The 21307-nt window shown below is 68.1% G+C and carries 24 protein-coding genes and 1 tRNA gene; 11 read left to right on the top strand and 14 right to left on the bottom strand.

Going from position 1 to position 21307, the window contains the following annotated elements; genetic code table 11:
* The first annotated feature begins 45 nt into the window (after positions 1–45).
* The 3 genes from QSK25_RS07585 to QSK25_RS07575 all read left to right on the top strand — a co-directional run bounded on the left by QSK25_RS07585 (position 46) and on the right by QSK25_RS07575 (position 3724).
* On the top strand, positions 46–2082 hold the full coding sequence (locus QSK25_RS07585; protein ID WP_285635383.1) for a bifunctional MFS transporter/dTMP kinase: 2037 nt from the start codon (positions 46–48) through the stop codon (positions 2080–2082).
* Between the two features lie 23 nt (positions 2083–2105).
* On the top strand, positions 2106–3302 hold the full coding sequence (locus tag QSK25_RS07580) for a DNA polymerase III subunit delta' (RefSeq protein ID WP_285635380.1): 1197 nt from the start codon (positions 2106–2108) through the stop codon (positions 3300–3302).
* Between the two features lie 80 nt (positions 3303–3382).
* Positions 3383–3724 (top strand): hypothetical protein, encoded by a 342-nt coding sequence (locus QSK25_RS07575; RefSeq protein ID WP_285635377.1) that lies wholly within the window; start codon positions 3383–3385, stop codon positions 3722–3724.
* Here the strand turns inward: QSK25_RS07575 and QSK25_RS07570 are convergent.
* The 4 genes from QSK25_RS07570 to QSK25_RS07555 all read right to left on the bottom strand — a co-directional run bounded on the left by QSK25_RS07570 (position 3701) and on the right by QSK25_RS07555 (position 7275).
* The gene (locus QSK25_RS07570; RefSeq protein ID WP_285635374.1) at positions 3701–4285 is read right to left on the bottom strand and encodes an IclR family transcriptional regulator; all 585 of its coding nucleotides are present in this window, start codon (positions 4283–4285) and stop codon (positions 3701–3703) included. The genes QSK25_RS07575 and QSK25_RS07570 overlap by 24 nt on opposite strands.
* The gene (locus QSK25_RS07565; protein WP_285635371.1) at positions 4282–5007 is read right to left on the bottom strand and encodes an SDR family oxidoreductase; all 726 of its coding nucleotides are present in this window, start codon (positions 5005–5007) and stop codon (positions 4282–4284) included. The genes QSK25_RS07570 and QSK25_RS07565 overlap by 4 nt, the downstream gene beginning before the upstream one ends.
* Positions 5004–5831 carry a 5-dehydro-4-deoxy-D-glucuronate isomerase gene (kduI, locus tag QSK25_RS07560; protein WP_285635368.1) on the bottom strand — a complete coding sequence of 276 codons (828 nt, stop codon included), beginning with the start codon at positions 5829–5831 and terminating at the stop codon, positions 5004–5006. The genes QSK25_RS07565 and kduI overlap by 4 nt, the downstream gene beginning before the upstream one ends.
* 70 nt (positions 5832–5901) lie before the next feature.
* A complete protein-coding gene (locus QSK25_RS07555; RefSeq protein WP_285635366.1) occupies positions 5902–7275 on the bottom strand; it encodes a hypothetical protein in 1374 nt (457 codons plus the stop codon).
* Between the two features lie 109 nt (positions 7276–7384).
* On the opposite strand from QSK25_RS07555, the gene QSK25_RS07550 reads away from it, so the two are divergent.
* Positions 7385–7458, top strand: a tRNA-Thr gene (locus QSK25_RS07550).
* 19 nt (positions 7459–7477) lie between these two features.
* Here QSK25_RS07550 and QSK25_RS07545 read toward each other — a convergent pair.
* Positions 7478–7822 (bottom strand): tyrosine-type recombinase/integrase, encoded by a 345-nt coding sequence (locus tag QSK25_RS07545; RefSeq protein WP_285635364.1) that lies wholly within the window; start codon positions 7820–7822, stop codon positions 7478–7480.
* A 34-nt stretch (positions 7823–7856) separates the two neighbouring features.
* Between QSK25_RS07545 and QSK25_RS07540 the strand changes: the two genes are divergently transcribed.
* Positions 7857–8546, top strand: coding sequence for an AAA family ATPase (locus QSK25_RS07540; protein WP_285635360.1), 690 nt, complete (start codon positions 7857–7859; stop codon positions 8544–8546).
* Between the two features lie 1436 nt (positions 8547–9982).
* Here QSK25_RS07540 and QSK25_RS07535 read toward each other — a convergent pair.
* Positions 9983–11044, bottom strand: a complete 1062-nt coding sequence (locus tag QSK25_RS07535; protein ID WP_502881814.1) for a helix-turn-helix domain-containing protein — start codon at positions 11042–11044, stop codon at positions 9983–9985.
* A gap of 204 nt (positions 11045–11248) precedes the next feature.
* Positions 11249–11662 (bottom strand): NUDIX hydrolase, encoded by a 414-nt coding sequence (locus QSK25_RS07530; RefSeq protein WP_285635355.1) that lies wholly within the window; start codon positions 11660–11662, stop codon positions 11249–11251.
* Between the two features lie 162 nt (positions 11663–11824).
* Between QSK25_RS07530 and QSK25_RS07525 the strand changes: the two genes are divergently transcribed.
* Together QSK25_RS07525 and QSK25_RS07520 are read left to right on the top strand one after the other, a co-directional pair.
* Positions 11825–12568, top strand: a complete 744-nt coding sequence (locus QSK25_RS07525; protein WP_285635353.1) for a TauD/TfdA family dioxygenase — start codon at positions 11825–11827, stop codon at positions 12566–12568.
* Positions 12565–12909 carry a hypothetical protein gene (locus QSK25_RS07520; RefSeq protein ID WP_285635350.1) on the top strand — a complete coding sequence of 115 codons (345 nt, stop codon included), beginning with the start codon at positions 12565–12567 and terminating at the stop codon, positions 12907–12909. Before QSK25_RS07525 ends, QSK25_RS07520 begins: the two co-directional genes overlap by 4 nt.
* 406 nt (positions 12910–13315) lie before the next feature.
* Here the strand turns inward: QSK25_RS07520 and QSK25_RS07515 are convergent, their stop codons facing one another.
* Positions 13316–13981: an HNH endonuclease family protein gene (locus QSK25_RS07515; RefSeq protein WP_285635347.1), complete on the bottom strand. Its 666-nt coding sequence runs from the start codon at positions 13979–13981 to the stop codon at positions 13316–13318.
* Between the two features lie 137 nt (positions 13982–14118).
* On the opposite strand from QSK25_RS07515, the gene QSK25_RS07510 reads away from it, so the two are divergent.
* Entirely contained in the window at positions 14119–14949 is an 831-nt protein-coding gene (locus tag QSK25_RS07510; RefSeq protein ID WP_285635344.1) for an endo alpha-1,4 polygalactosaminidase, read from the top strand.
* On the opposite strand, the gene QSK25_RS07505 is transcribed toward QSK25_RS07510, so the two are convergent.
* Positions 14922–15662 carry an SRPBCC family protein gene (locus QSK25_RS07505; RefSeq protein WP_285635341.1) on the bottom strand — a complete coding sequence of 247 codons (741 nt, stop codon included), beginning with the start codon at positions 15660–15662 and terminating at the stop codon, positions 14922–14924. The two genes, QSK25_RS07510 and QSK25_RS07505, sit on opposite strands and share 28 nt — an antisense overlap.
* Entirely contained in the window at positions 15659–16255 is a 597-nt protein-coding gene (locus QSK25_RS07500) for an ArsR/SmtB family transcription factor (RefSeq protein ID WP_285635338.1), read from the bottom strand. Before QSK25_RS07500 ends, QSK25_RS07505 begins: the two co-directional genes overlap by 4 nt.
* A gap of 145 nt (positions 16256–16400) precedes the next feature.
* Here QSK25_RS07500 and QSK25_RS07495 point away from each other — a divergent pair, with 145 nt between their 5' ends.
* A complete protein-coding gene (locus tag QSK25_RS07495) occupies positions 16401–16574 on the top strand; it encodes a hypothetical protein (protein ID WP_285635335.1) in 174 nt (57 codons plus the stop codon).
* Here QSK25_RS07495 and QSK25_RS07490 read toward each other — a convergent pair.
* From QSK25_RS07490 to QSK25_RS07480, 3 genes are all read right to left on the bottom strand, one after another.
* Positions 16556–17518: a TIGR03617 family F420-dependent LLM class oxidoreductase gene (locus QSK25_RS07490; RefSeq protein WP_285635332.1), complete on the bottom strand. Its 963-nt coding sequence runs from the start codon at positions 17516–17518 to the stop codon at positions 16556–16558. The two genes, QSK25_RS07495 and QSK25_RS07490, sit on opposite strands and share 19 nt — an antisense overlap.
* A 13-nt stretch (positions 17519–17531) precedes the next feature.
* The gene (locus tag QSK25_RS07485; RefSeq protein WP_285635329.1) at positions 17532–18251 is read right to left on the bottom strand and encodes an excalibur calcium-binding domain-containing protein; all 720 of its coding nucleotides are present in this window, start codon (positions 18249–18251) and stop codon (positions 17532–17534) included.
* Between the two features lie 99 nt (positions 18252–18350).
* Positions 18351–18803, bottom strand: coding sequence for a DUF4442 domain-containing protein (locus QSK25_RS07480; RefSeq protein WP_285635326.1), 453 nt, complete (start codon positions 18801–18803; stop codon positions 18351–18353).
* A 174-nt stretch (positions 18804–18977) separates the two neighbouring features.
* On the opposite strand from QSK25_RS07480, the gene QSK25_RS07475 reads away from it, so the two are divergent.
* Positions 18978–19508 carry a MarR family winged helix-turn-helix transcriptional regulator gene (locus QSK25_RS07475; RefSeq protein WP_285635323.1) on the top strand — a complete coding sequence of 177 codons (531 nt, stop codon included), beginning with the start codon at positions 18978–18980 and terminating at the stop codon, positions 19506–19508.
* Positions 19509–19510: 2 nt separating this feature from the next.
* Complete coding sequence (locus tag QSK25_RS07470) at positions 19511–21151, top strand: MDR family MFS transporter (RefSeq protein WP_285635320.1); 1641 nt, start codon at positions 19511–19513, stop codon at positions 21149–21151.
* 67 nt (positions 21152–21218) lie between these two features.
* Here the strand turns inward: QSK25_RS07470 and QSK25_RS07465 are convergent, their stop codons facing one another.
* Positions 21219–21305 (bottom strand): IS3 family transposase, encoded by an 87-nt coding sequence (locus tag QSK25_RS07465; protein ID WP_502881823.1) that lies wholly within the window; start codon positions 21303–21305, stop codon positions 21219–21221.
* Positions 21306–21307 lie beyond the last annotated feature (2 nt).

Here is a 21307-nt window from a genome sequence, read left to right as displayed (position 1 = left end):
CACCACATCCGGTTACGCTGATCGCACGGGAGTGGCGATTTAGGGGTGACGGAAATTCAGGACGCGGACACACCGGCGACCGAGGCAGGCCAGGCAGGGCAGGCCCAGTCCAGCGTGTCCACGGTTCACCGGCTTCGATCGGTACTCGCCATCCGGCCGTTCCGGCGGCTCTGGCTCGTCACCTACCTGTGCAGCGTCGGTGACTGGCTGTCACTGCTCGCGTTGACCGGTCTGGTCTCGACGATGATGAAGAGCTACGAGTGGCAGTCGTTCGCCCTGCCGCTCGTCGTGCTCACGCAGCTGCTGCCCGGCATCCTCTTCGCGCCGATCGGGGGCGTGCTCGCGGACAAGTTCGACCGCCGCAAGGTCATGGTCGTCTGCGACGTCCTGCGCGGGTCGCTGTTCATCTCGATCGCGCTGGTCGGCTCGCCGATCTGGCTCTTCGTCGCGAACTTCCTGGTCGGCTGCTGCGCGATGCTGTGGATCCCGGCCAAGGAGTCGGCGGTGCCGAACCTGCTGCGCCGCCCGGACCAGGTGGAGTCGGCGAACCAGCTCGGCCTCGTGATGACCTACGGCATCTCCACGATCAGCGGTTTCGGCCTGTACTCGCTGATCTCGGGCATCCCCGCGTACCTGAACCTGCAGGGCGGGAACCTGGAGTTCAGCATCGCGACGATCGCGGTGGTGATCAACGGCCTGCTGTACTTCACCTCGGCGGTCCTGGTCGCGACCCGCCTGCCGGAGCTGTCCGGCCGCGTCTCGTCGGCCCGCAAGAAGGACGACCAGGACAAGCTCGGCTTCATCGCGATGTTCCGCGACGGACTGCGGTTCGCCGGCAAGACGCCGCTGGTCCGCGGCCTGCTCATCGGCATGATCGGCGCGTTCGCCGCAGCCGGTGTCGTGATCGGCACGGCCAAGCTCTACGCGTTGTCGCTGCTGGGCGGCGCCTCGACGTTCGGTCTGCTGTTCGTGGCCGTGTTCCTCGGGCTCGCGGTCGGCATGGCGACGGCACCGCGGCTCGCCCAGCGCCTCGCCTACAACCGCCTGTTCGGCGTCACGATCGTGCTCGCCGGCATCTCGCTCGCGCTGGTCGCGTTCGCTCCGCACCTGTGGATCGCGCTGCTGACGGTGGCGCTGGTCGGCGCATGTGCGGGCGTGGCGTTCCTGACGGGCCTCACGATCGTGGGCTCGCAGGTCGAGGACGACATGCGCGGCCGCACGGTCGCCCTGATCCAGACGTTGCTGAAGGTCGTGCTGTTCGGTGCCTCGGCCGGCGCGCCGCTGCTGCTCACGTTGCTGCAGAAGCGGCAGGTCAGCGTGTTCGGCCACCCGATGGAGGTCGACGCGAGCCGTCCGGTGATGCTCGGCGGCGCGGTGATCGCGATCGTGCTGGGCCTCGTCGCGTACCGGCAGATGGACGACCGTCGTGAGGAGCCGGTGTTGTCGTCGCTGTTCGCGGCGATCCGGGGACGACGGCACACCAAGGGCATGCTGATCGCGGTCGAGGGCGACACCCGTGAGGACACGTCGGTGCAGGCCAGGCGCCTGGCCGCCGCGTTGCGCGCGGAGGGGCTCGACGTGCTGCTGGCCGCCGATCCCGAGCACGACGAACGCCGGTTGCGCACGATGCTGTCGTCGGCCGAACTGGCGGGCGTGCGCGCGCAGGCCCTCGTGGCTGCCGCGGTCCGTGCCGACGTCGTCGAACGGCAGGTGCGTCCCGCGTTGGACTCGGGTTCCGTCGTGGTGATGGAGCGGTACGTCGACTCGCCGTTGGCGCACTTCACCGCCACCAGCTCGTTGGAACACCAGGAGCTCGAAGGCCTGGTCGACTGGGCCACCGGCCGCCTGCGTCCCGACCTGACGATCCTGCTGGACCGCCCGGTGGCCGACGGCAAGGGCATCGGGCCCGAGCACCACTGGCGGGTGCAGCGGCTGCTGAGCGAGATGGCCGCCTCCGACCCCGACCGGTACCTCGTGGTCGAGGCGGACGGCGACACCGACGAGGTGGCCGAGCGGGTGCGCGCCGCCGTGGTGCCGTTGCTCGCCGGTCGCAGGCGCGCCGTCCCCGAAGCCGCGGTCTGACCCGCCGCTGGAAGACTGCACCCATGAGCGTGTGGCACGAGGTGGTCGGCCAGCCCGAAGCGGTGGCGACCCTGGCGGCGTCCGCGGAGGCGGCGGCCACGATCGTCTCCGGTGGCACGCCGGCACCAGGCGTGATGACGCACGCATGGCTCTTCACCGGCCCGCCCGGCTCCGGTCGTTCGTCGACCGCCCGCGCGTTCGCGGCCGCGCTGCAGTGCGTGGTGACCGACGACCGCCCCGGCTGCGGTGAGTGCGCCGGCTGCCGCACGACGTTGCACGGCACCCACGCCGACGTGCGCGTGGTCGCGCCCGAGGGCCTCTCGATCTCCGTTGCCGAGATGCGGTCCCTGGTGCAGATCTCGGCCCGCCGCCCCACCTCGGGCCGCTGGCAGGTCGTGATCATCGAGGACGCCGACAGGCTGACCGAGGGCGCCGCGAACGCCCTGCTCAAGGCCGTCGAGGAACCGCCGGAGCGCACCGTCTTCCTGCTCTGCGCCCCCTCCGACCACCCCGACGACGTGTCGGTGACCATCCGCTCCCGCTGCCGGCTGGTGTCGCTGGGTTCGCCGCGGCCCGCCGACATCGCCACAGCGCTGGAGACCGTCGACGGCGTCTCGCCCGAGATGGCGAAGTGGGCGGCCTCGGTCTGCGGCGGCCACGTCGGCCGGGCCCGTCGCCTGGCCTCCGACGAGCAGTCCCGGGCCCGCCGCGAGGCCGTCCTGCGCATTCCGCTCGCCCTGCGCAGGCCCGCCGACGTCTTCACCTGCGCCGACGAACTGATCAAGGCGGCAGAGGACGACGCCTCGACCGCCAACGAGGCCCGCAACGAGGCCGAGCGCGAAGCCCTGGAGACCGCGATGGGCGCGGGCGGCACCGGCAAGGGCACCGCCGCCGCCACCCGAGGCGCGAAGGGCGCGCTGAAGGACCTGGAGAAGCGCCAGAAGTCCCGCGCCACCCGCACCCAGCGCGACTCGCTCGACATGGCGCTGGTCGACCTGGCCGGCTTCTACCGCGACGCCCTGGTCACGAGGACCGGGTCCGAGGCGGCGCTGATGCACCCGGACCGTTCCGGCGACTCGAAGACCGCGGCCGCCCAGTGGACGCCGGAGTCGATCCTGCGGCGGCTGGAAGCCGTGCTGGCGTGCCGCGAGGCGATCGAGGTCAACGTGAAGCCGCGGATCGCCGTCGAGGCGATGGTCACCACCCTGCACCGTGGCTGACCACGGGGCCACCGTCACCGCGGAGACGGCGTCGCGGCTGCGGCCGGACCTGGTCGCACCGCCCCAGCGGGGCTGAACCGGTGGCGCGGCGCGGGATCAGGTCGTTGCTGATCGGCGCGAACCGGTTCGTCTGGTCGGTGCGCCACTCCTGCGGCGACGGCCGCCGCGAGGTCGTGCGGCTGCGTCGCGAGGGCGAGCCCGGACAGCTCGTGATCGTGTTCCAGGCGGGCGACGGGCGCCTCGTCGCGGACGGTTTCCGGCACGCCGGACAGGTGGCGTGTGGTGGCCGCAGTCTGAACCTCAACCGGCCCGGGGTGATCCGCGCGCTGCTCGACGAAGCCGGGTGGCAGGTCGCCGAACTCGACGGCTGGGACCTGTTCGCCGCCGTCGCCGCGCGGTCAGAGCCACCCCAGCGCGGCTGACACCTCGTCCGCCGCCCGCAGCACCCGCGGCCCGAGCGCGATCAGCTCGGGCAGCGAGTGCTCCAGCGCCGGCGAGGACGCCGACAGCCCGCCGATCACCGCGCCCGAGTGGTCCCGGACCGCGGCGCCGACGCAGCGCACGCCCACCTCGTTCTCCTCGTCGTCCAGCGCGAACCCGGACCGGCGCACCCGCGTGAGCTGCGCCCGCAGCCGAGGTGCGGAGGTGATCGTGTGCGGGGTGCGGGCGGGCAGGCCGGTGCGGGTGAGGTGGGCGTCCAGTTCGGCAGGGGAGAACGAGGCCAGCACGGCCTTGCCGATGGCGGTGCCGTGGGCGGGCAGGGACGTGCCCAGCCGCCACGCCGTGCGGTACGGCTTCTCGACCTCGTCCACATGGACCAGTTCGTCGCCCAACAGCACGGCCAGGTGCACGGTGCAGCCCGTCGACCGCCGCAACGCGTGCAACGCCGGCCGTGCCCGCTCCACCGCGTCCACCATCGTCGTCGGCAGGAGGTGGTGGACCGTCGACTGCGGCAGGCCCGTCACCCGCGCGATGTCGGTCATCTCGCCAGCCAGCCTCCGTCCACGACCAGAACGTGTCCGGTCACATAATCGGATGCGGACGAGGAAAGGAACACCGCCGGGCCCACCAGATCTTCTGGCGTGCCCCAGCGGCCAGCCGGGATGCGGCTGCGGATCGCCGGTTCGCGGTCCGGGTCGGCCCTCAGCGGTGCGGTGTTGTCGGTGGCGATGTAACCCGGTGCGATGGCGTTGACCTGCACGTTCGACTCGGCCCACTCGTTGGCGAGCAGCTTGGTCATGCCGACCAGGGCGTGCTTCGACGCGGTGTAGGCCGAGACGAGGATGCCGCCCTGGAACGACAGCATCGACGCGATGTTGACGACCTTGCCACCGCCATTGGCGATCATCTGGCGGCCGCAGAGCTTTGAGATCTCGAACGCCGAGTCGAGGTTGACCGCCATGATCCGCTGCCAGTCGGACAATGAGACGTCGACGGCGGCGCCCCGGTGGATCGTGCCGGCGTTGTTGACCAGGACGTCGACGCGGTGCTCGGCGAGGATCGGGCCGAGGGCCGGTTCGACGTCCTGCGGTTGCGAGAGGTCGATGGACACCGTGGCGAGCGCCGGTGCCACGTCCGACAGGTCGCCGCGCCCGACGAGGACCAGTTGCGCGCCCGCCTCGTGCAGGCCGCGGGCGATGGCACGGCCGATGCCCGTGCGCGCGCCCGTCACGAGCGCTGTCTTGCCTGCCAACGAGAAGCTCATCGCAGCTCCGTCACGGCGACCTGGTCCATGTCGTCGTAGGCCTGGTTCTCGCCGCCCATCGCCCAGACGAACGCGTACGAGTGCGTACCTGCTCCACTGTGGACGGACCAGGACGGGGAGATCACCGCTTCTTCGTTGCGCACCACGATGTTCCGCGTGTTCTGCGGATCCCCGCACAGGTGGACGACGCGGTGCTCCTCCGGCAGGTCGAAGTAGAGGTAGCACTCGGTGCGCCGGTCGTGCGTGTGCGGCGGCATGGTGTTCCAGACGCTGCCCGGCTTGAGCGACGTCACGCCGAGCACCAGCTGCGACGAGCGGATGCCGTCGGCGTGCACGAACTTGCGGATCTCCCGGCGGTTCGCGGTGCTCTGGTCGCCCGCGTCCAGCACGTCGACCTCGTCGTAGCGTGCGACGGCCGTGGGGTGCGGGGCGTGCGAGGGCGTGGAGAACAGGTAGAAGCGGGTGTCCTCACCGGACGCGTGGAACTCGACGTCCTGCGAGCCCTGTCCGACGTAGAGGCAGTCGCGCGTGCCGAGTTCGTGCGCGACTCCGTCCACGGTGATCGTCCCGCTGCCCCGGACGGCGACGACGGCGAGCTCGCGCCGTTCGAGGAAGTGCTGCGAACGCAGGGGGGAAGCGCTTTCCAACCTCAGCGGCCCGCCCGGTCGCGGGGTCGCTCCGCCCAGCACGATGCGGTCCTCGTGCGTGTAGACGGTCCGGATCTCGCCCGGTGCGAAGAGGTCGTCGACGAGGTAGTGCCGCCGCAGTCCCTCCGTGTCGAAGCCCGGCAGCTGGGCCGGGTTGGTCGAGTGCCTGACCTGCATTGCGTGCCTTCCGATCTGGCGGCGGAATGGCTCTCCGCATGGAACTACGTTCCGCCAGCCGGAACAACCCTCAGTCCGGCAGCTGGGACGGCTCCGCTACCTCGGACCGCCGCCGCGACGGCAGCGCCGCGAAGATCACGACACCCGCGAGCAGCAACGCCGTTCCCGTCCAGAACAACGGGATCGAGTTGTACGCGGCGTTGGTGTAGGCCAGCGGCGGTGCACCCTTGGGCGGCGCGGCCGGCGCGCCGGGCTGCTGCGGCACGGTGGTCTGCGGCGGCTGCGACGTCCCGCACACGACGCCGCCCTGCGGCGCCGCGGCCCGCACGATCTGCTCGCCCAGCGAGATCTGCGCGAGCGCCGCCGGCAGGCTCGGCAGCTTCAGCTTGTCCGTCGGCAGCAGCTGCACGTCGAGCATCCGCGCCGTGGCCCCGAGCTGGAACCCGCTGAACCCGTTGCCCGTGAACGCGGCCTTCTTCTCGTTCAACCCGGCGATCTGCAGCTTCACGACCACCAGGTCCAGCAACAGCGGGATGTCCAACGCGGGGTGCGCGGCGTCGAGCGTGCCGAGCTCCTTGCCGTTCTGGCTGACCTTGAGCACCGGCGCGGAGTACGTGATCTTCGAGGTCTTCTCGTCCCCGGTGGCGGTGGCCGTCAGCGTCGGCGGCGTGACCACGTCGATCTTGATGCCACCGGCCAGCTCCACGCTGACCGCCCGCATCGTCGACGTCGACTCGACTGCCTTGTTCCTGCTGCCGGGCAGGTCCACGAGCTTGACCACCGAGCTCGCCTCGAACGTGTCGGGAACGCTGATCAGACTCGTCTTCACCGGCAACGGCACCTCGGCCGGCAACGCGCTGAGCACCTCCAGCCCGGCCAACGACGTCTTGGCCGTGGCCAGCGGACTCACGCACGGCCCGACCTTCTCGTCCCACCGGGCCTGCACGCTGCCGTTCAACGCCCTGAGCTTCGCGAGTGGCGTCTCCGGAATCGGCAACCCGCCGTTGGTCGGCTGGGGGTTGTCCGGAATCGCCGTCTGCACCAACGTCCCCGGCGTCTGCGGCGCCCGCCCGGCCACCGCGAACCCGAACGGGTTGGCCTGCGTCACCACCCGTTCCGTCGCGAGGAACGCCTCGGTGTTGACCTGCGCGCTCGCCAGCCCCAACCCGAACTCGGTCACCGACTGCTTCGGCAACTGGTCCCCGAACCCCGGCAGGATCGTGTTCGTGGGCACCCCCTGCGGCCCGAGCCGCAGCACGCTCAACCCGGTCCCCGCGTCCCCGACCGCGTGCCCGAGGGGCTGGGGCCCGTTCGGCGCCGACGCCGGCGGCTGGTTCGGATCGCGCGGCCCCGGCACCGGAGTGGTCGGGGGCTGCGCGAGCGCGGGCGTCGCGACGAGCGCGAGCAGCAACCCAGCCAGCGGCACGGACAACGAACGGCGCATCGGAGCACTCCTCGACGGTGGGGAGGTGGTGACCTCGGTCACTGTCCGTACAACGAGAGGGACCCCCGTGAGTAACGCGCTTGCGGGTCGGTTATAGTTATCGCGTCTCGCCGCCTTAGCTCAGTCGGCCAGAGCGGCTCACTCGTAATGAGCAGGTCATCGGTTCGATTCCGATAGGCGGCTCGGTGAGATAAGACCCAGGTCAGGCTTCCTGACCTGGGTCTTTCCTTTTGCCCAGGTCCGTGACGAGTTGTAGAGCTGCACTGCTCGGGGCCTCGTGTGTGCCCGAAGTGTGCCCATCGGTTCCGGTGGACCTGCGCGGGACGAGCTTGGCCGCTGCTTCGGCGGCCCGGTGAGCGACCTCGGGGAGAACGCTCGTGTAGATGTCCGACGTGATCGTGATGGACGAGTGACCGAGCATCTCCTGCACGGTCTTCATGTCGGCACCGCCCGCGAGTGCGAGCGTTGCGGCACCGTGCCGCAGGTCGTGCAGCCGGATCGGCGGCAGGCTCGACGTCCGCACGATCTTCTCGAACGCCTCGGACACCTTGCCTGGGTGTAGCAGCGTCCCGTTGGGCTCGGTGAACACGCGGCTCGGCGACGAGATCACCGCCCGAGGTGTCGGCTTGCTCGTGCTCGATCCGTTGTTGTCGGCGATCGCCTCCGGGATCGACACGCACCGGGACCGCGAGTTGCGGTTGGCACTGGAACCGTTGGTGCGCATGGCAGATCGCACCGGATGTGCAGTGATCGGGCTCGCTCACTTCAACAAGTCGGCGAGTCCTGACCCGTTGAACCTGATCACCGGAAGCCGAGCGTTCTCTGCCGTCGCCCGTGCTGTGCTCGCTGTCGCCCGCGACGATGACAGCGAGGACGGCTCGTGCGTGATCAGCCAGGCGAAGAACAACCTCGGGCGTCTCGATCTGCCTTCGCTTGGATATCGCATCGAGTCCCATGTGATCGAGACCGACGATGGTCCTGCCGAGGTCGGGCGACTGGTGATGGTCGGCGAAACTGAGCGCAACGTGCGCGACATTCTCGCTGAGTCTGGCAGCGATCCCGAGGCCCGGTCGGAGCGGGACGAGGCCGTCTCGTGGTTGCGGGATTACCTGATTCAGCAGGGCGGCAGCGCGAAGGCTTCCGACATTCTTCGGGCCGCACGAGCCGACGGGATCGCCGAGGCGACGCTCAAGCGTGCCCGCAAGCGCGCGGGCATCGCGACTACCCGGCAGGGCTTCGGGCAGGGCTCGGTGTGGACGCTCGACTTGTAGCCCTAGCCGTCCGGATCACCATTCAGACCGTTCGGATCACGTCCCGAGAGCTGATCCGAATGAGCAATGGTGATCCGAACGCGACCGTTTCGACCGGTCGCCAACAGTCTCGCGCGCACGAGGGGCGGCCCCGAGGCTTCTCTGTGTAGGTGTCGCGGACGGGCCTAAGTCGATGGCGACGCCTTCTCTTCCCGGAGAGGTATCCACTCCCGCTCAAAATAGGTAATCTTCCGGGCGGTCCTCAATATGTTCGATCCTGGGTGCGCCACCACGCTCAGGCGATTGACGGTTATCGGCATGATGTACGAGTCCCATCGATGCATGTCGTTCACGGTGTTGTCGAGGTTATTGACTGGAACCAGCAGCGTGATCAGATTTGGAGGACCGTCCGGCTTTTCCTCGCTTCGGTAAATGCTGGCTTGCCCTTCGGCTATTCGCATCCAGTGATCGACAGAGGTCCTGTACTTCCACCAGAGGTTCTGCGGGACCTCTGGATATAGGATGTGGGATCCGGTGTTTTCCCAGGGGCTTCCCAGGGAATATATGACCGGCTCGCGGCCCCAGTTCTTGATGGTAAAGGTGAGAATAACCTCTAGATATTGCTTGTTGACGTCCTCGTCTAGCTTGAGGTCCTCGTCTTGGACTTGTTGTGGTTCTTGGCTTCCCTGTCGGTACAGGTTGACTAGTGCGCTCGTGAGTTCGATAGAGCAGCGAGGGGCGGTCAGGTCTAGGCGTGTTCTCGCTGCTTCCCGTTGTGCTTGTAGCGCTGGCTTGTGCGATCTGTACCGAGCTCGTTTGTAGTGCTAGTTGTGCTTGTGCGTTGGCAAGTTGTGCCTGTGCGCGACCAGACTCGTCCGTGTGCCGCCTTTCCTGGCGGGCTAGCTCGGCCTGTGCCTGCTCCGCTTCTTCGACTCTGCGCTGCTCTTGAGCTTGCAATGCCTCGCGATGTCGATCCTCCTGGTTGTTCATGTCTTGATGGAGAATATCGAGTTGCCCTAGTGCGGCTCGCAGGATGAAGAACGTGAGCGCAACGTTTAGTCCTGAAAGTGTTGCGGCAATGCCGTTGATCCAGTTCGCGGCAGATGGCTCTTTGGTCCAGACCTGCGCGACGATGACGAGGATGACCACAATCGTCATCAATGTTGCCGCAGTAAGAACCAGGCTCCTAGTTGACTGCGGTGCTCTGGGACGCTCTGGCGTGGCTCCGCTTGCGCGATCTGGTGGTGTGGCGGCTGGCATGGCATCGGATCATGCCACTCCGCAAGCCGTCTATGCCGCGCCGACACAGCTCTGACCGGGGTGGGGGGTGACCCACAGCGGATGAATCTGCGCACCGGTACGTCATAGCTGCTCGCGGTGTGTACGGAACTGGGAGATCTCAGAGCAGCTATCTGTGCTGGGGTTCTAGGAGACGCGGGCGCGTGGCCGCGTCGTGCCTATCGAACCGTCAGCAAGTCGTTCAATCGCTGGAGGGCGGCAAGGCCTTCGACCTCGACCTGGGACAACTTGCCAGCTTTCGCAGCACGGATCGTGCGTTGAATCTGGTGGGGCAGTCGGTGTACCTCGGCCGCCAAGAGCGCGGCGCGCAATGACGCCTCGGCGCCATCCCGTTGCCGGGCGGCGAGCAGAACCTTGCCAGCGGTTACGCGCTCGATGATGTGCCACTGCGGCGCCACGGGTGCGGCATCGGGTTGCCCCGCCTGCATGACGCGCGCAGCGGCCGCAGTTCGACCGGTCGCGACCAGGCCGCGTAGCTCGATCTCCCGGAAGGTGAACGGGTTGAACAACATGCTTCGACCGCCACCGTGGTCGAGTCGTTCGCGATACCCGTTGATCGCGAGGTCGAACAGGTCGGGGTCGCGGTGTTCGCCTGCCGCACGAGCGAGAAGCGCGAACGCGGCTCCCTGCCCTTCCCGATCCTCGGACACAGCAACAGCTCGGCTGAGTCGAGCGATTGCTGCGCCGACGTGGTCAGCCTTGCGCAGTTCGTTCCCGTGCATTCGGAGCGCGTGAGCAAGGAACGCCCGGTCGCCGAGGCGTTCGGCGATCACCAGTGCCTTGCCCGTCCAGCGGGCAGCAGCCGTCAGCCGCTCCTCGGGCAGCACCGTGCCGAGCGATACACCGAGCGCGGCACGGCCCTGCCCGAGCAGGATCATCGTGTCTCGTTCGGCTCGCCCCTCAGCGGCTCGTGCCTCAAGCCGAGCCACCAGCGGCCACAGTTCGTTGACCGCATCGACTGCCCGACCGGCCTGGCGGGCGATCTCAGCAAGTCGGATGGTCGAGTCACCGAACTGGATCATCGCCGCGAAGTCGGCATCGTCATTGTCGGTCACGCCAAGCGCGTGCATCGGGAGTCCGAGCGTCCGGGCGATGTGCCGGCGCGTGGCTACATCGCTGATGTTCCGGCGACCGGTCTCGATCATCGACACGTAGGTCTTGTCGTAGCCGAGCAGTGCGGCGAGCCGTTCCTGGCTGAGCTTGTTCAGCCTGCGGTACACCCGCAGGATCGTTGCCAGGTCACGACTCCTGAGGGCCGCGGTTGCTTCTGGCGCTGACCACAACCACACGGCGGGCATGAGTCGACGAGTTGGAACGACCGGGGCGACGTGACGCGCACTGGCGTGACAGGTGGGACAGATCGGCTCGACGGCGAGCCGACTGAGTTCGGCTCCACACGCGTCACACCGTCCGCCCGTCATGGCTTACCTAACCGCGTTCGCGCGCAGTCGCTCGAACCACGTCGCAATCGAGCGCTTGTAGCCCTCGGGCATGTTCAAGCCGGATACTTCGTCCTCGGCGAACAGGCCGATTTCCTTGTGCTCGTGGGAAAGCACGGGCTCGCTATCGCCGACCGGGTGGCATCCGTAGGTCACGATGAACACGTTCTTCTCGGCAACGTTGATGTAGTACATCCACGTGTCGAGGATCGGCCCGGTCGTCACCTTCCACTGCGTCTCTTCGGTGATCTCGCGGGCAACGCACTCTTCCGGCGTCTCTCCGGGCTCGATGCGGCCGCCCGGTAGTTCCCACTCCTCGCGCTCGTTCTTCAGCAGCAACACCTTGCCGTCGCGGACCACCACGCCCTTGATCGAGACGGGGTAGGCAAGCTGACTCATCGAGGTGTCCTCCGTGATTCGCGGGCAGGCTGCTCAACGGCAAAGTAGCACCGGAACCCACCATGCCGAGGCAGCGCGGTGTTGACAACCTGTCACTGGACGTGGTGGACAGAACAGCGTTCTGCTGATCCCGTAGACGAGTCGTTTCGGGAGGTAGACGCCATGATCGAGCCGTATCGCGTCAACGCGGACTCCGCCAACCTGGTCGGGCTGATCGCCGAGCAGGGACTCGCTGTAGTCGACGGTCTCGACGGCCCCGAGGACCTGCTGAGGCTCGCGCAGTCGATCGCCATAGTCGTTCCGCATCGCGACAGCGGACCTGACGGCGTCACCACGATCGCTGACCTCGGCGAGTCCATCGTGCGCAGTGGGTTCGCAGGCTTCAGCGCTTGTGCGCTCAACCCGCACACCGATCGCTCGGGCGTTCCGCATCCGCCCGCGCTGCTGATGATGAGCTGTACGCAGGCAGCGACAACCGGCGGCGAGTGCGTGCTCATCGACGGCCAGGCCGTGTACGACGATCTCGCCGAGTCGGAGCCTGAAGCGCTCACCGCCTTGAGTACTCCGCGCTCCGTCTTGTTCGGCGGCGCGGCCGGGTACCTCAGCTCGATCTTCAGCGACAACGGCGGCGGCCGGATCGCTGTCAGACTTCGGCTCGACGAGCTTGCTCAGTTCGCGCCCGAGGTCGACCGCTGGATTCCAGTGCTGAGGGCCGCGATCGACCGCCATGCGTTCGAGTTCAGGCTCACTGCCGGGCAGGGCTACGTCCTGGACAATCACCGCTGGTTGCACGGTCGACGGGCCTTCACCGGACAGCGCGTGGTTCACCGCGTGAACGGCGATCCGTTGCCGGAACTGGTTGTGGCGACTGGTGTTCGCGTCCGGGCGTCGAGTGATGCCGCATGAATGACGACGCGGCGATCCGTGCCTTTCCCGTGCTCGCTGCGCTCATCGCGATCAGAGACGCAGGCTGGAGTTTCGTCCACCGCGACGCGGTCGAGGGAGTGCCGACACAGGTCGATGGCTACAGGGTCTGGCCGGGTGGATGGATCGACGCTGTCCGCGTTCGCGACGAGGACGACGCGATGGCGTTGCGCACCGATGGGGATGAGCCGCCCGGCATCGTGTGGGAGCGCACGGGTTCCCTGACGCACGTGGTTCAGGAGTTGCTGAGCGTTCCTGTTCCTGGCGATCGGCTCGCGCCTCGGCTCGTGAAGGCGACTGGGCCGATCCTGTGGACGCCGTAGTCAGACCGGCAGCCGGTGTCTTCCGGTCGTTGCTGCACGCGGTCGAAGCGACGGCACGCCCGATCAACTTCCGGGGGATCACACTCTGGTTCGCCGTCTGCGGAGCGGCATCCGTGCTGGTCAGCGGGGACGAGATGGAGGCACGCAAAGTGTGCCCATTGTGTGCCCGAACGCTCTGAAACGAGCTGATCGACAACGGCACCGAACGGCAGTCGCACCGGCCTGACCAGGATCAATCAGACCGGTGCGGTACTACCCGTCAGCACTCAACACGAACACCAGGGAACTCGTAATGAGCAGGTCATCGGTTCGATTCCGATAGGCGGCTCGGTGAGACGGGAGGGCCAGATCACTCGCTGATCTGGCCCTCCCGCATTTCTCAGGCGCTCCCCACAGCCGGTTTCCCTCACCCGCAGGCGGTGAGGGCCTGCTCCAGCGCCGCACGCTCCGCCGGCGTCACGGAGAGGCTGTAAGCGGCTTTCACGGTCACGTAGATCCGCCCGTACGAGCACGCGTAGCCGGCGGACGGCGGCATCCACTCGTCCGGCGTCTTGTCTCCCTTGGACTGGTTGACCTTGCCCGACACCGCCACCAGGTTCCGCAGGTCGTTCGCCGCCGCCAGCCGCTGCTCCGGCGCCCAGGAGGCGGCCCCGCTGCGCCACATCGCCGCCAGCGGCACCACGTGGTCGATCTGGATCTTCGACACGCTGGTCACCTGCGTGCCGGTGTACGGGTCGTCGAGGACACCGGACTGCACGCCGCAGCGGCCCGGCTTGCGGGTCACCTCGGCGAGGTCGCGGGCCAGCACCTGGCTGCGCTGGTCGCAGCCGTCGCCGTCGGTGTCGAACCAGGGCTGGCCGAAGACGCACGCCTTGCCGTCGTCGCAGTCCCGCACGTAGCCGTCCATCCGGCCCGGTGTCGCCACGGGCAGTGCGGCCAGTGAGGTGCGGGCGGCGACGGCGTCGAGGGTTCCCCGGGGGACTCGGTCGACCTGGGCCGCGGAGGACGCCGAGGGGGAGAGGGGGATCGCGGAACAGCCCGCCAGGACGAGGATCAGCAGCAACCACCGCATGGACGGGTGGTACCCGGCCGGCACTGAACTGATGGCCGCCCAACGGCCTAATCCTCACGCCGGTGAGACATGCGGTGGAGCAGGCTGTGTGGCTGCTGTGAACGGCCTGAGGGCGTCGAGACCGGGAAGGTCGTCGCGTGGATCTCGGAACACTGGTCAAACCTGTTGCGGCACTTGCCGTGCTGGTCTTGCTGAGCGGGTGTGCGAGCGAACCCGAGCTGCCGCCGCGGGAGAAACCGCCCGCCGGTGGCCAGCTCGACTACCAGCTCGGGGGCGCCTACCAGCCGGACGTGCCGGTGAAGATCGTCGTCAGGGACCGCAGCAAGATCATTGACGGCCGGCGCTACAACATCTGCTACCTCAACGCCCTGCAGACGCAGCCGAACAAGGCGGAGGGCGGGCTCGACTGGTGGCGCGCGAACCACGACGACCTGCTGGTCAAGAAGGACGGCCAGGTCGCGATCGACCCGGAGTGGCAGGAGGGGATCCTCGACATCTCCACCGGCGAGAAGCGCGCGAAGATCCTGGAGATCCAGAAGAAGTGGATCAAGGACTGCAAGACGTCGTACTTCAAGGGCGTCGAGCCGGACAACCTCGACTCCTACCAGCGCTCGCAGGGCGCGTTCGACCTCAACGCCACCAAGGAGTACATGAAGGCGTTCGTGCGGTACGCGCACGAGCAGGGGCTCGCGGTGGCGCAGAAGAACGCCGCGGAACTGGGTGACGCGGGCAAGAAGGAGATCGGCTTCGACTTCGCGATCACCGAGGACTGCCAGGCGCGCAACGAGTGCGGGACGTTCGCCAACGCGTTCGGCAACGACTTCTTCCAGATCGAGTACACCGAGGCGGGCTTCAACAAGTCCTGTGCCGATCGCGCCGGGAAGGTGTCGATCATCCGGCGCGACCGGAACATCGTGCCGTACGGGCACGAGGACTACGTCTACGAGGTCTGCACGCCGACGGTCTGAGTCAGGAACGCCTGCCAGCGCTCGGCTTCACCGGTCGCGTCACCGAAGACGTGGTGGCCGAACGCGCTCGTGCCGTGGAAGCGGTAGAGGCCGTCCGGGCCGCGCACGCCGAGGAAGTTGTGCAGGTCGTGGCGGACCACGTAGTCGACGACGCCGGGGATGCCGAACGGTCGCAGCGTCACCTCGTCGCCGACCTCGGCGTCGGGAGAGACCCCGAGCGCCGCCAGCAGCACCGGCCAGTTGTCCGCGCCCTCCGGCTGTTCGGGCCACTGCGCGAAGACGTACGTACCGGGTCGTCCGGCGAAGTGCTTGACGTACTCGGCCATCGTGAACAGGTACATGTCCCAGCCCTTCGACTGCTGGTCGACGAACTCGTCGCCCCAGCCGTCGGCGAGGATGCCGCTGTGCACGAACCGCAGCACGGTCGTGCCCTGCTCGCGGGCCTCGATCAGGTACTCCATGGCGTGGAACGTGCCGTCCTCGCCCTTCGCGCTCGAGTACGCGAGGTGCTTGCCCGGCTCCCAGGTCGTGATCGTCGAGGACTCCTGGAAGAAGCCCATGTCGAGCGTCATCCGGCCGCCGAGGCGTCCGTCGACGGTGTGCGGGCCCATGAACCACGAGTCGATGCCGGGTCCGGTCGCGATGGCGTCCCAGACCTGCTCCGGGGTCCCCTCGACCTCGACTTCCTTCGCGATCTCGAACTCGTGCGTCACGACTCTTCCTCCTTGGCGGCCACGCGCGGGTGCAGGGCGACGACGACTCGGTGCGGGCGTCCCCCTTCGGCCTGTTCGTCGTGGTACTTCGCGACCAGCTGCGTCATGAACCCCGCGAGCTCCTCGGCGAACGCCGCGCGGTCCGCCGCCGAGGCGAACCGGACCTCGCCGTCCAGCGCGAACGTCGCGAGCCGCTTCTTCGCCCTGGTCGCGCCCGTGATCAACGTGCCGACGTCGCGCACCAGCCGGGCCGAGACGGCGAGCAGCCACCGCGCGGACAACCGGTCGGGCGAGCGCGCCGGGTCCGGCTGCACGGCCGCGAGCGCCGTCGGGGAGATGACGTAGGACGCGGCGGTCGCCTGCAGCAGGCGCTCGTTCACGTTGCCCTTGCGCCGTTCCTCGACGAGCTCCACCAGGCCGTGCTGCTCCAGCGTGCGCAGGTGGTAGTTCACCTTCTGTCGCGGCAGCCCGACCTTCGCGGCGAGCATCGTCGCCGATCCGGGCTCCACCAGCTCCGCGAGCAGCCTCGCCCGCACCGGGTCCAGCGACACCTCGGCCGCGGACGGGTCCTCGATCACCGCCACTTCGAACATGCCGCAAGCGTCACACCGAAAATAATATTAGTCAAGAACTCGTCGTCTGTCGGTGACTTTGCTCCACCTGGGTGGCGTTCGAGCCGGTACCGTAAGCGATGTCTCGATTGGTCGTTGCTTGTTCGCAACCCCCTGAGGAGACGAGATGGCCATCGCCCTGATCCTGACCCTGCTCGCCCTGCCGTTCGCCCTGACCGCCGCCAACGTCGGCAGACGCCGGTGGATCCGCAAGAAGGGCGTCGCCAGGGTGCGCGCCGAACTGGTCGGGTTCCACGCCGAGCTGGCCCGCCAGGGGCTCAGTCACTTCTCCGGCCGCTGAAGCACGTTCCGCGACGGTGAGATCCGGGTGACGACGTCGCCGTAGCGGTCCAGAAGCGCGGCCGTGACGGTCTCCGGGGTGCCGAGCACGCAGAACTCGGCCAGCACCTCGTCCGTGACCAGTTCGCTCATCTCCGCCCACTGCTGCCGCCGCGACATGCGGTGCAGCTCCTCGTGCAGCGCGCCCCACCCGTGCAGGTCCAGCACCGGCCGGTAGGCGGGCGTCGACCCGTAGAACGCGATCTGCCGCTTGACGTCGGCGATCTCCTCGTCGTTCGTCGCGGTGAACACCGGGCCGCTGATCTCGAAGCCCTCCAACGATTTCCCCACCTTCGCGCGGCCGCGTTCCAACGCCGGCAGCGTCACCTCGCGCAGGTACCGCTCGGTCGTGAAGTTGTGGCACAGGAAGCCGTCCGCGACCTCGCCCGCCACCTCGGTCATCCGCTCGCCGACGCCCGCGAGGTAGATCGGCGCCCGGCCGTGCGGGTTCGGGCCGGGGTCGAAGAACGGTGTCATCAGCGTGTGCTTGTAGAACTCGCCGCGGAACGCCAGCCGTTCGCCGGTCTCCCAGGCGTGCCAGATCGCGCGCAGGGCCAGCACGAACTCGCGCATGCGTGCGGCGGGTTTGCTCCACGGCATGGCGAAGCGCTTGGTGATGTGGGCTTCGACCTGCGAACCCAGGCCGAGGTTGAACCGGCCTCCCGACAGCAGCCGCAGGTCGTTCGCCGTGGTCGCGACGGTCATCGGGTTGCGTGCGAACGCCACCGCGATCGCCGTGCCGAGCTCGATCCGCTCGGTCGCCGCGGCGGCTCCGGCCAGCGCGAGGAACGGGTCGTGCTTGGTCTCGGCGAGCCAGAACCCGTCGTAGCCCTGCTCTTCCGCCTGTTTGGCGATGTCCCCCGCGCTCGCGGGGCTGTAGTCGACGGCGGCCTTGTCCAGCTTCATACCGCTGAGGTTATTAGCGGTACCGGGACTCGCACGCGATGCCGTTGCGGTTCTCGTCGAGCTCGACCCGGTAGCCCGGCTGGCCCCAGTAGAGCGGGGCGGCACCGGCGCGGCGGGCGTCGTCGCAGGTCGCGAAGTAGGTGGGCTTCGGCGTCTGCGTCGTCGTCGGCGGCTTCTTGGTCGTGGTCGTCGTCGCCGGAGGGGGTGGCGGAGGCGGGGGAGTCGAGGTCTCCAGGACGTCCTTGCCGCCGCAGGGCGTGCCCCACAGGCCCATCGGCACGCGCTGGGCGGCCACCTCGGCCTCCTTCTGGCCCGGCGTGGGGGTGCCCGCGGTGCGACCGGCGCCGTTGCCCAGCGCGAGCAACGCGTAGTCGGTGCCGTCGGTGAGGGAGAGGACGCCGGTGGCCCGGTCGTAGCGCACCTGCTGGTTGAGCAGCATGCTCCTGGCGAAGCTCGTGGCGGCGTCCGCCCAGCACGCGCCGGGCTGCGCGAGTCCGCTGACCTCGGCCTTCGAGCCGTCGGAGAGCATCACGGACCGGCCGTCCACGATCGAGGCCACGCTGATGCCGAGCTGGGCGGGCGGGATCGACGCCGAGGTCGGCGACGACGCCGTCACCGGCGCGTCCTCGGCCGGCTTCTCGACGGCCACCGGTCTCGACTCCTGCACCTGCGCGGCGCACCCCGCGGTGAGCAGGACCAGCACGACCCCGCCCACAGTTCTCCACCCCGACATGACCTCGATGGTGCACGCGGGGCGGAGAGTCGCCAAGGCTACGTATTTCGCGCGGTTCGGTTCACCGCGATTTCCAACCGAAATACGGAGATGCCCAGTTCAGCGTGCGGGCTTGAGCGTCCAGACGACGGTCATCTCACCGGTGGTGACGCCCTCGGCGTTGCTGATCGTGATGGTGACGGGGAACTCGGGCCGCGTGCCGGCCTCCAGTTCGGCCAGGACCTCGTCCGCGGAACGCCCGAGCACGGCTTCCGCGCGGAGCGGTCCCATGGCGATCTTCTTGTAGGAGATCTCCGCGCTGACGGCGAGCGGCGTGACCTTCGCGAGGTGGGCGGCGAACGCGGCCATCACGACGGCGCCGGACGCGGACTCGCCGAGACCGAACATCATCGCGGCGTGCGGGCCGCCGATGTGGTTGTGCAGCTCCGGGGTGTCGGGCAGGGACGCCACGATGCGGCTCGCCGACACCTCCTCGAACTCGATGCCGGTCGTCTTCACGTACGGCACTGCCTGCTTCATGGCGTCGGCGATGAACGACACGTCTTGGCTCATGGGACGGATGCTACCGGCGGGTAACTCCTGGGGCTACCCGCGAGTAACCGCTACTCGGAGCGTCCGTACCACTCCGCCGTGGAGTGAGACCTGAAACTCACTTGCAATCCGGTGGACCGGGATGGATGCTTGTACCGAGCAACTAGTTGGGTGATACAAGCAACGAGGTGTCAGATGGTCGAGCCGGGCAGGTGCCCCAGCGTCACCTTCGACGTCGATCCCGAGCACGAGCTCGCGGACCGGGTCGGGATGGCGATGGTGCGCCTCAACAAGATGCACGCCCAGGTGTCGCACCAGATGGCGAAGCAGGGCATGGACAAGTCCGCCTTCGTGCTTCTCGCGACGCTCTCCGGTCTCGGGGAATGCCGGTCGAGCGCGCTCGCGGAGGCGGTTCTCTCGGACCCGTCCACGATCAGCCGGCAGGTCGCCGGTCTGGTGAAGGACGGGCTGATCGAGAGGCGGGCCGACCCGGCGGACGGCCGGGCCAGCGTTCTCGCGGTCACCGAAGCGGGCCGCGAGCTGATCCTGACGCGTCGGCGTCAGCGCAACGAGGCCATCGAGCAGGTGTTCGCGGACTGGGTCGACGAGGACTTCAAGGGCTTCGCGGACCTGTTCGAACGCTTCGTCCAGGACTACGAGCGCGTGATTCCAGCGCTCTTTCTGAACAACCGCGGGACGGGGCCCCGCGACGGAGGGAAAGACTAGAGATGTCATCAACAGCCGAGGCGACACCCACGCCAGGGGTCTCCCTGACGCATCGCCAGATCATGACGGTGCTGTCCGGCCTGCTGCTGGGCATGTTCCTCGCGGCGCTGGACCAGATGATCGTCGCCAGCGCCATGAAGACCATCGCCGACCAGCTGCACGGCCAGACGCTGCAGGCGTGGGCGACCACCGCCTACCTGATCACCGCGACCATCACCACCCCGTTGTACGGCAAGCTGTCGGACATCTACGGGCGCAAGCCGATGTACCTCGCGGCGATCTCGCTGTTCCTCGTCGGGTCGCTGCTCTCGGGCCTCGCGACCTCGATGTACGAGCTGGCCGCGTTCCGCGCGGTGCAGGGTCTCGGCGCCGGTGGTCTGATGTCGCTGGCCTTCGCGATCATGGCGGACATCATCTCGCCGCGGGAGCGCAGCAAGTACTCCGCGTACTTCATGGCCGTGTTCGGTTCGGCCAGCGTGCTCGGCCCGGTCATCGGCGGCGTGTTCGCCGGTCTCAGCTCGTTCCTCGGTGTCACCGGGTGGCGCTGGGTGTTCCTCGTGAACGTCCCGATCGCGCTGCTCGCCCTGTTCGTGGTGGCCCGCGTGCTCAACATCCCGCACCAGCGGGTGAACCACCGCATCGACTTCGGTGGCGCCATCGCGCTGACCGTCGGCCTGGTGCCGCTGCTGATCGTGGCCGAACAGGGCCGTGAGTGGGGCTGGGCGTCGGGTCTGTCGATCGCCATGTACGTGATCGGCGTGCTCGGCCTGGTGGCGTTCGTGTGGGTCGAGAACCGCATGGGCGACGAGGCGATGCTGCCGATGCGGATGTTCCGCAACCACACGTTCTCGCTCGGCAACACGATCAACTTCGTGCTCGGCATCGGCATGTTCGGCGGCATGGTCTCCATCCCGCTCTACCTGCAGATCGTCAAGGGCGTCACGCCGACCACGGCCGGTCTGATGCTGCTGCCGATGACGTTCGGGATCATGTCGGCCACCGCGATCGCGGGCAAGGTCACGTCGACGACCGGGCGCTACAAGATCTTCCCGATCATCGGCGCCGGCCTGATGGCGCTCGCGCTGTTCCTGCTCAGCACCATCGGCACGGACACGCCGACCTGGCTCGTCATGGGCTACATGTTCGTGATGGGCGCGGGCCTCGGCCAGTGCATGCAGACGCTGCTGCTGGCGATCCAGAACGATGCCGAGCCCCGGGACATGGGCGTGGCGACCGCTTCGGCGACGTTCTTCCGCCAGATCGGCGGCACCGTCGGCACCGCGGTGTTCCTGTCGATCCTGTTCAGCACGGTCGGCGACAAGATCGCCGAGGGCCTCAAGGCCGCCGCGCAGACCGACGCCTTCCGCGCCGCTCTGGGCCAGAACCCGGAGTTCGCGAAGATGCTGCAGGGCGGTGGCGGGTCCGGCGTGGACATCAACAACACCGAGTTCCTCAACGGTCTCGACCCGGTGCTGGCCAAGCCGTTCCTCGACGGGTTCTCCAGCGCGATCGACACGGTCTTCATGACCGGCGGCATCGTGATGATCGTCGCGTTCGTCCTCGTGTGGTTCCTGCGCGAGAAGCCGCTGTCGACCAGGTCGGGTCTGGAGCGGGTCGCGGACGCCGAGGCCATCGCGGTCTAGTTCCGAAACGAAGAAGAGGGGGCTGCTCCTGAACTGGTCCCCGGAAGTTGGACTGGCTAACTGAAGGTTAGGCCGTGAGGGCCTGGGCTCGGTATTCGACCGGGCTCAGGCCCTTGAGCGTGGTGGAGATGCGGGTGGTGTTGTACCAGTCGATGT

It is taken from the genome of Lentzea sp. NBRC 102530, assembly GCF_030269365.1.
Classification (GTDB): Bacteria; Actinomycetota; Actinomycetes; order Mycobacteriales; family Pseudonocardiaceae; genus Lentzea.
The sequence above is the reverse complement of the archived record's forward strand: the minus strand, read 5'-3'. Positions and strand labels throughout refer to the sequence as shown.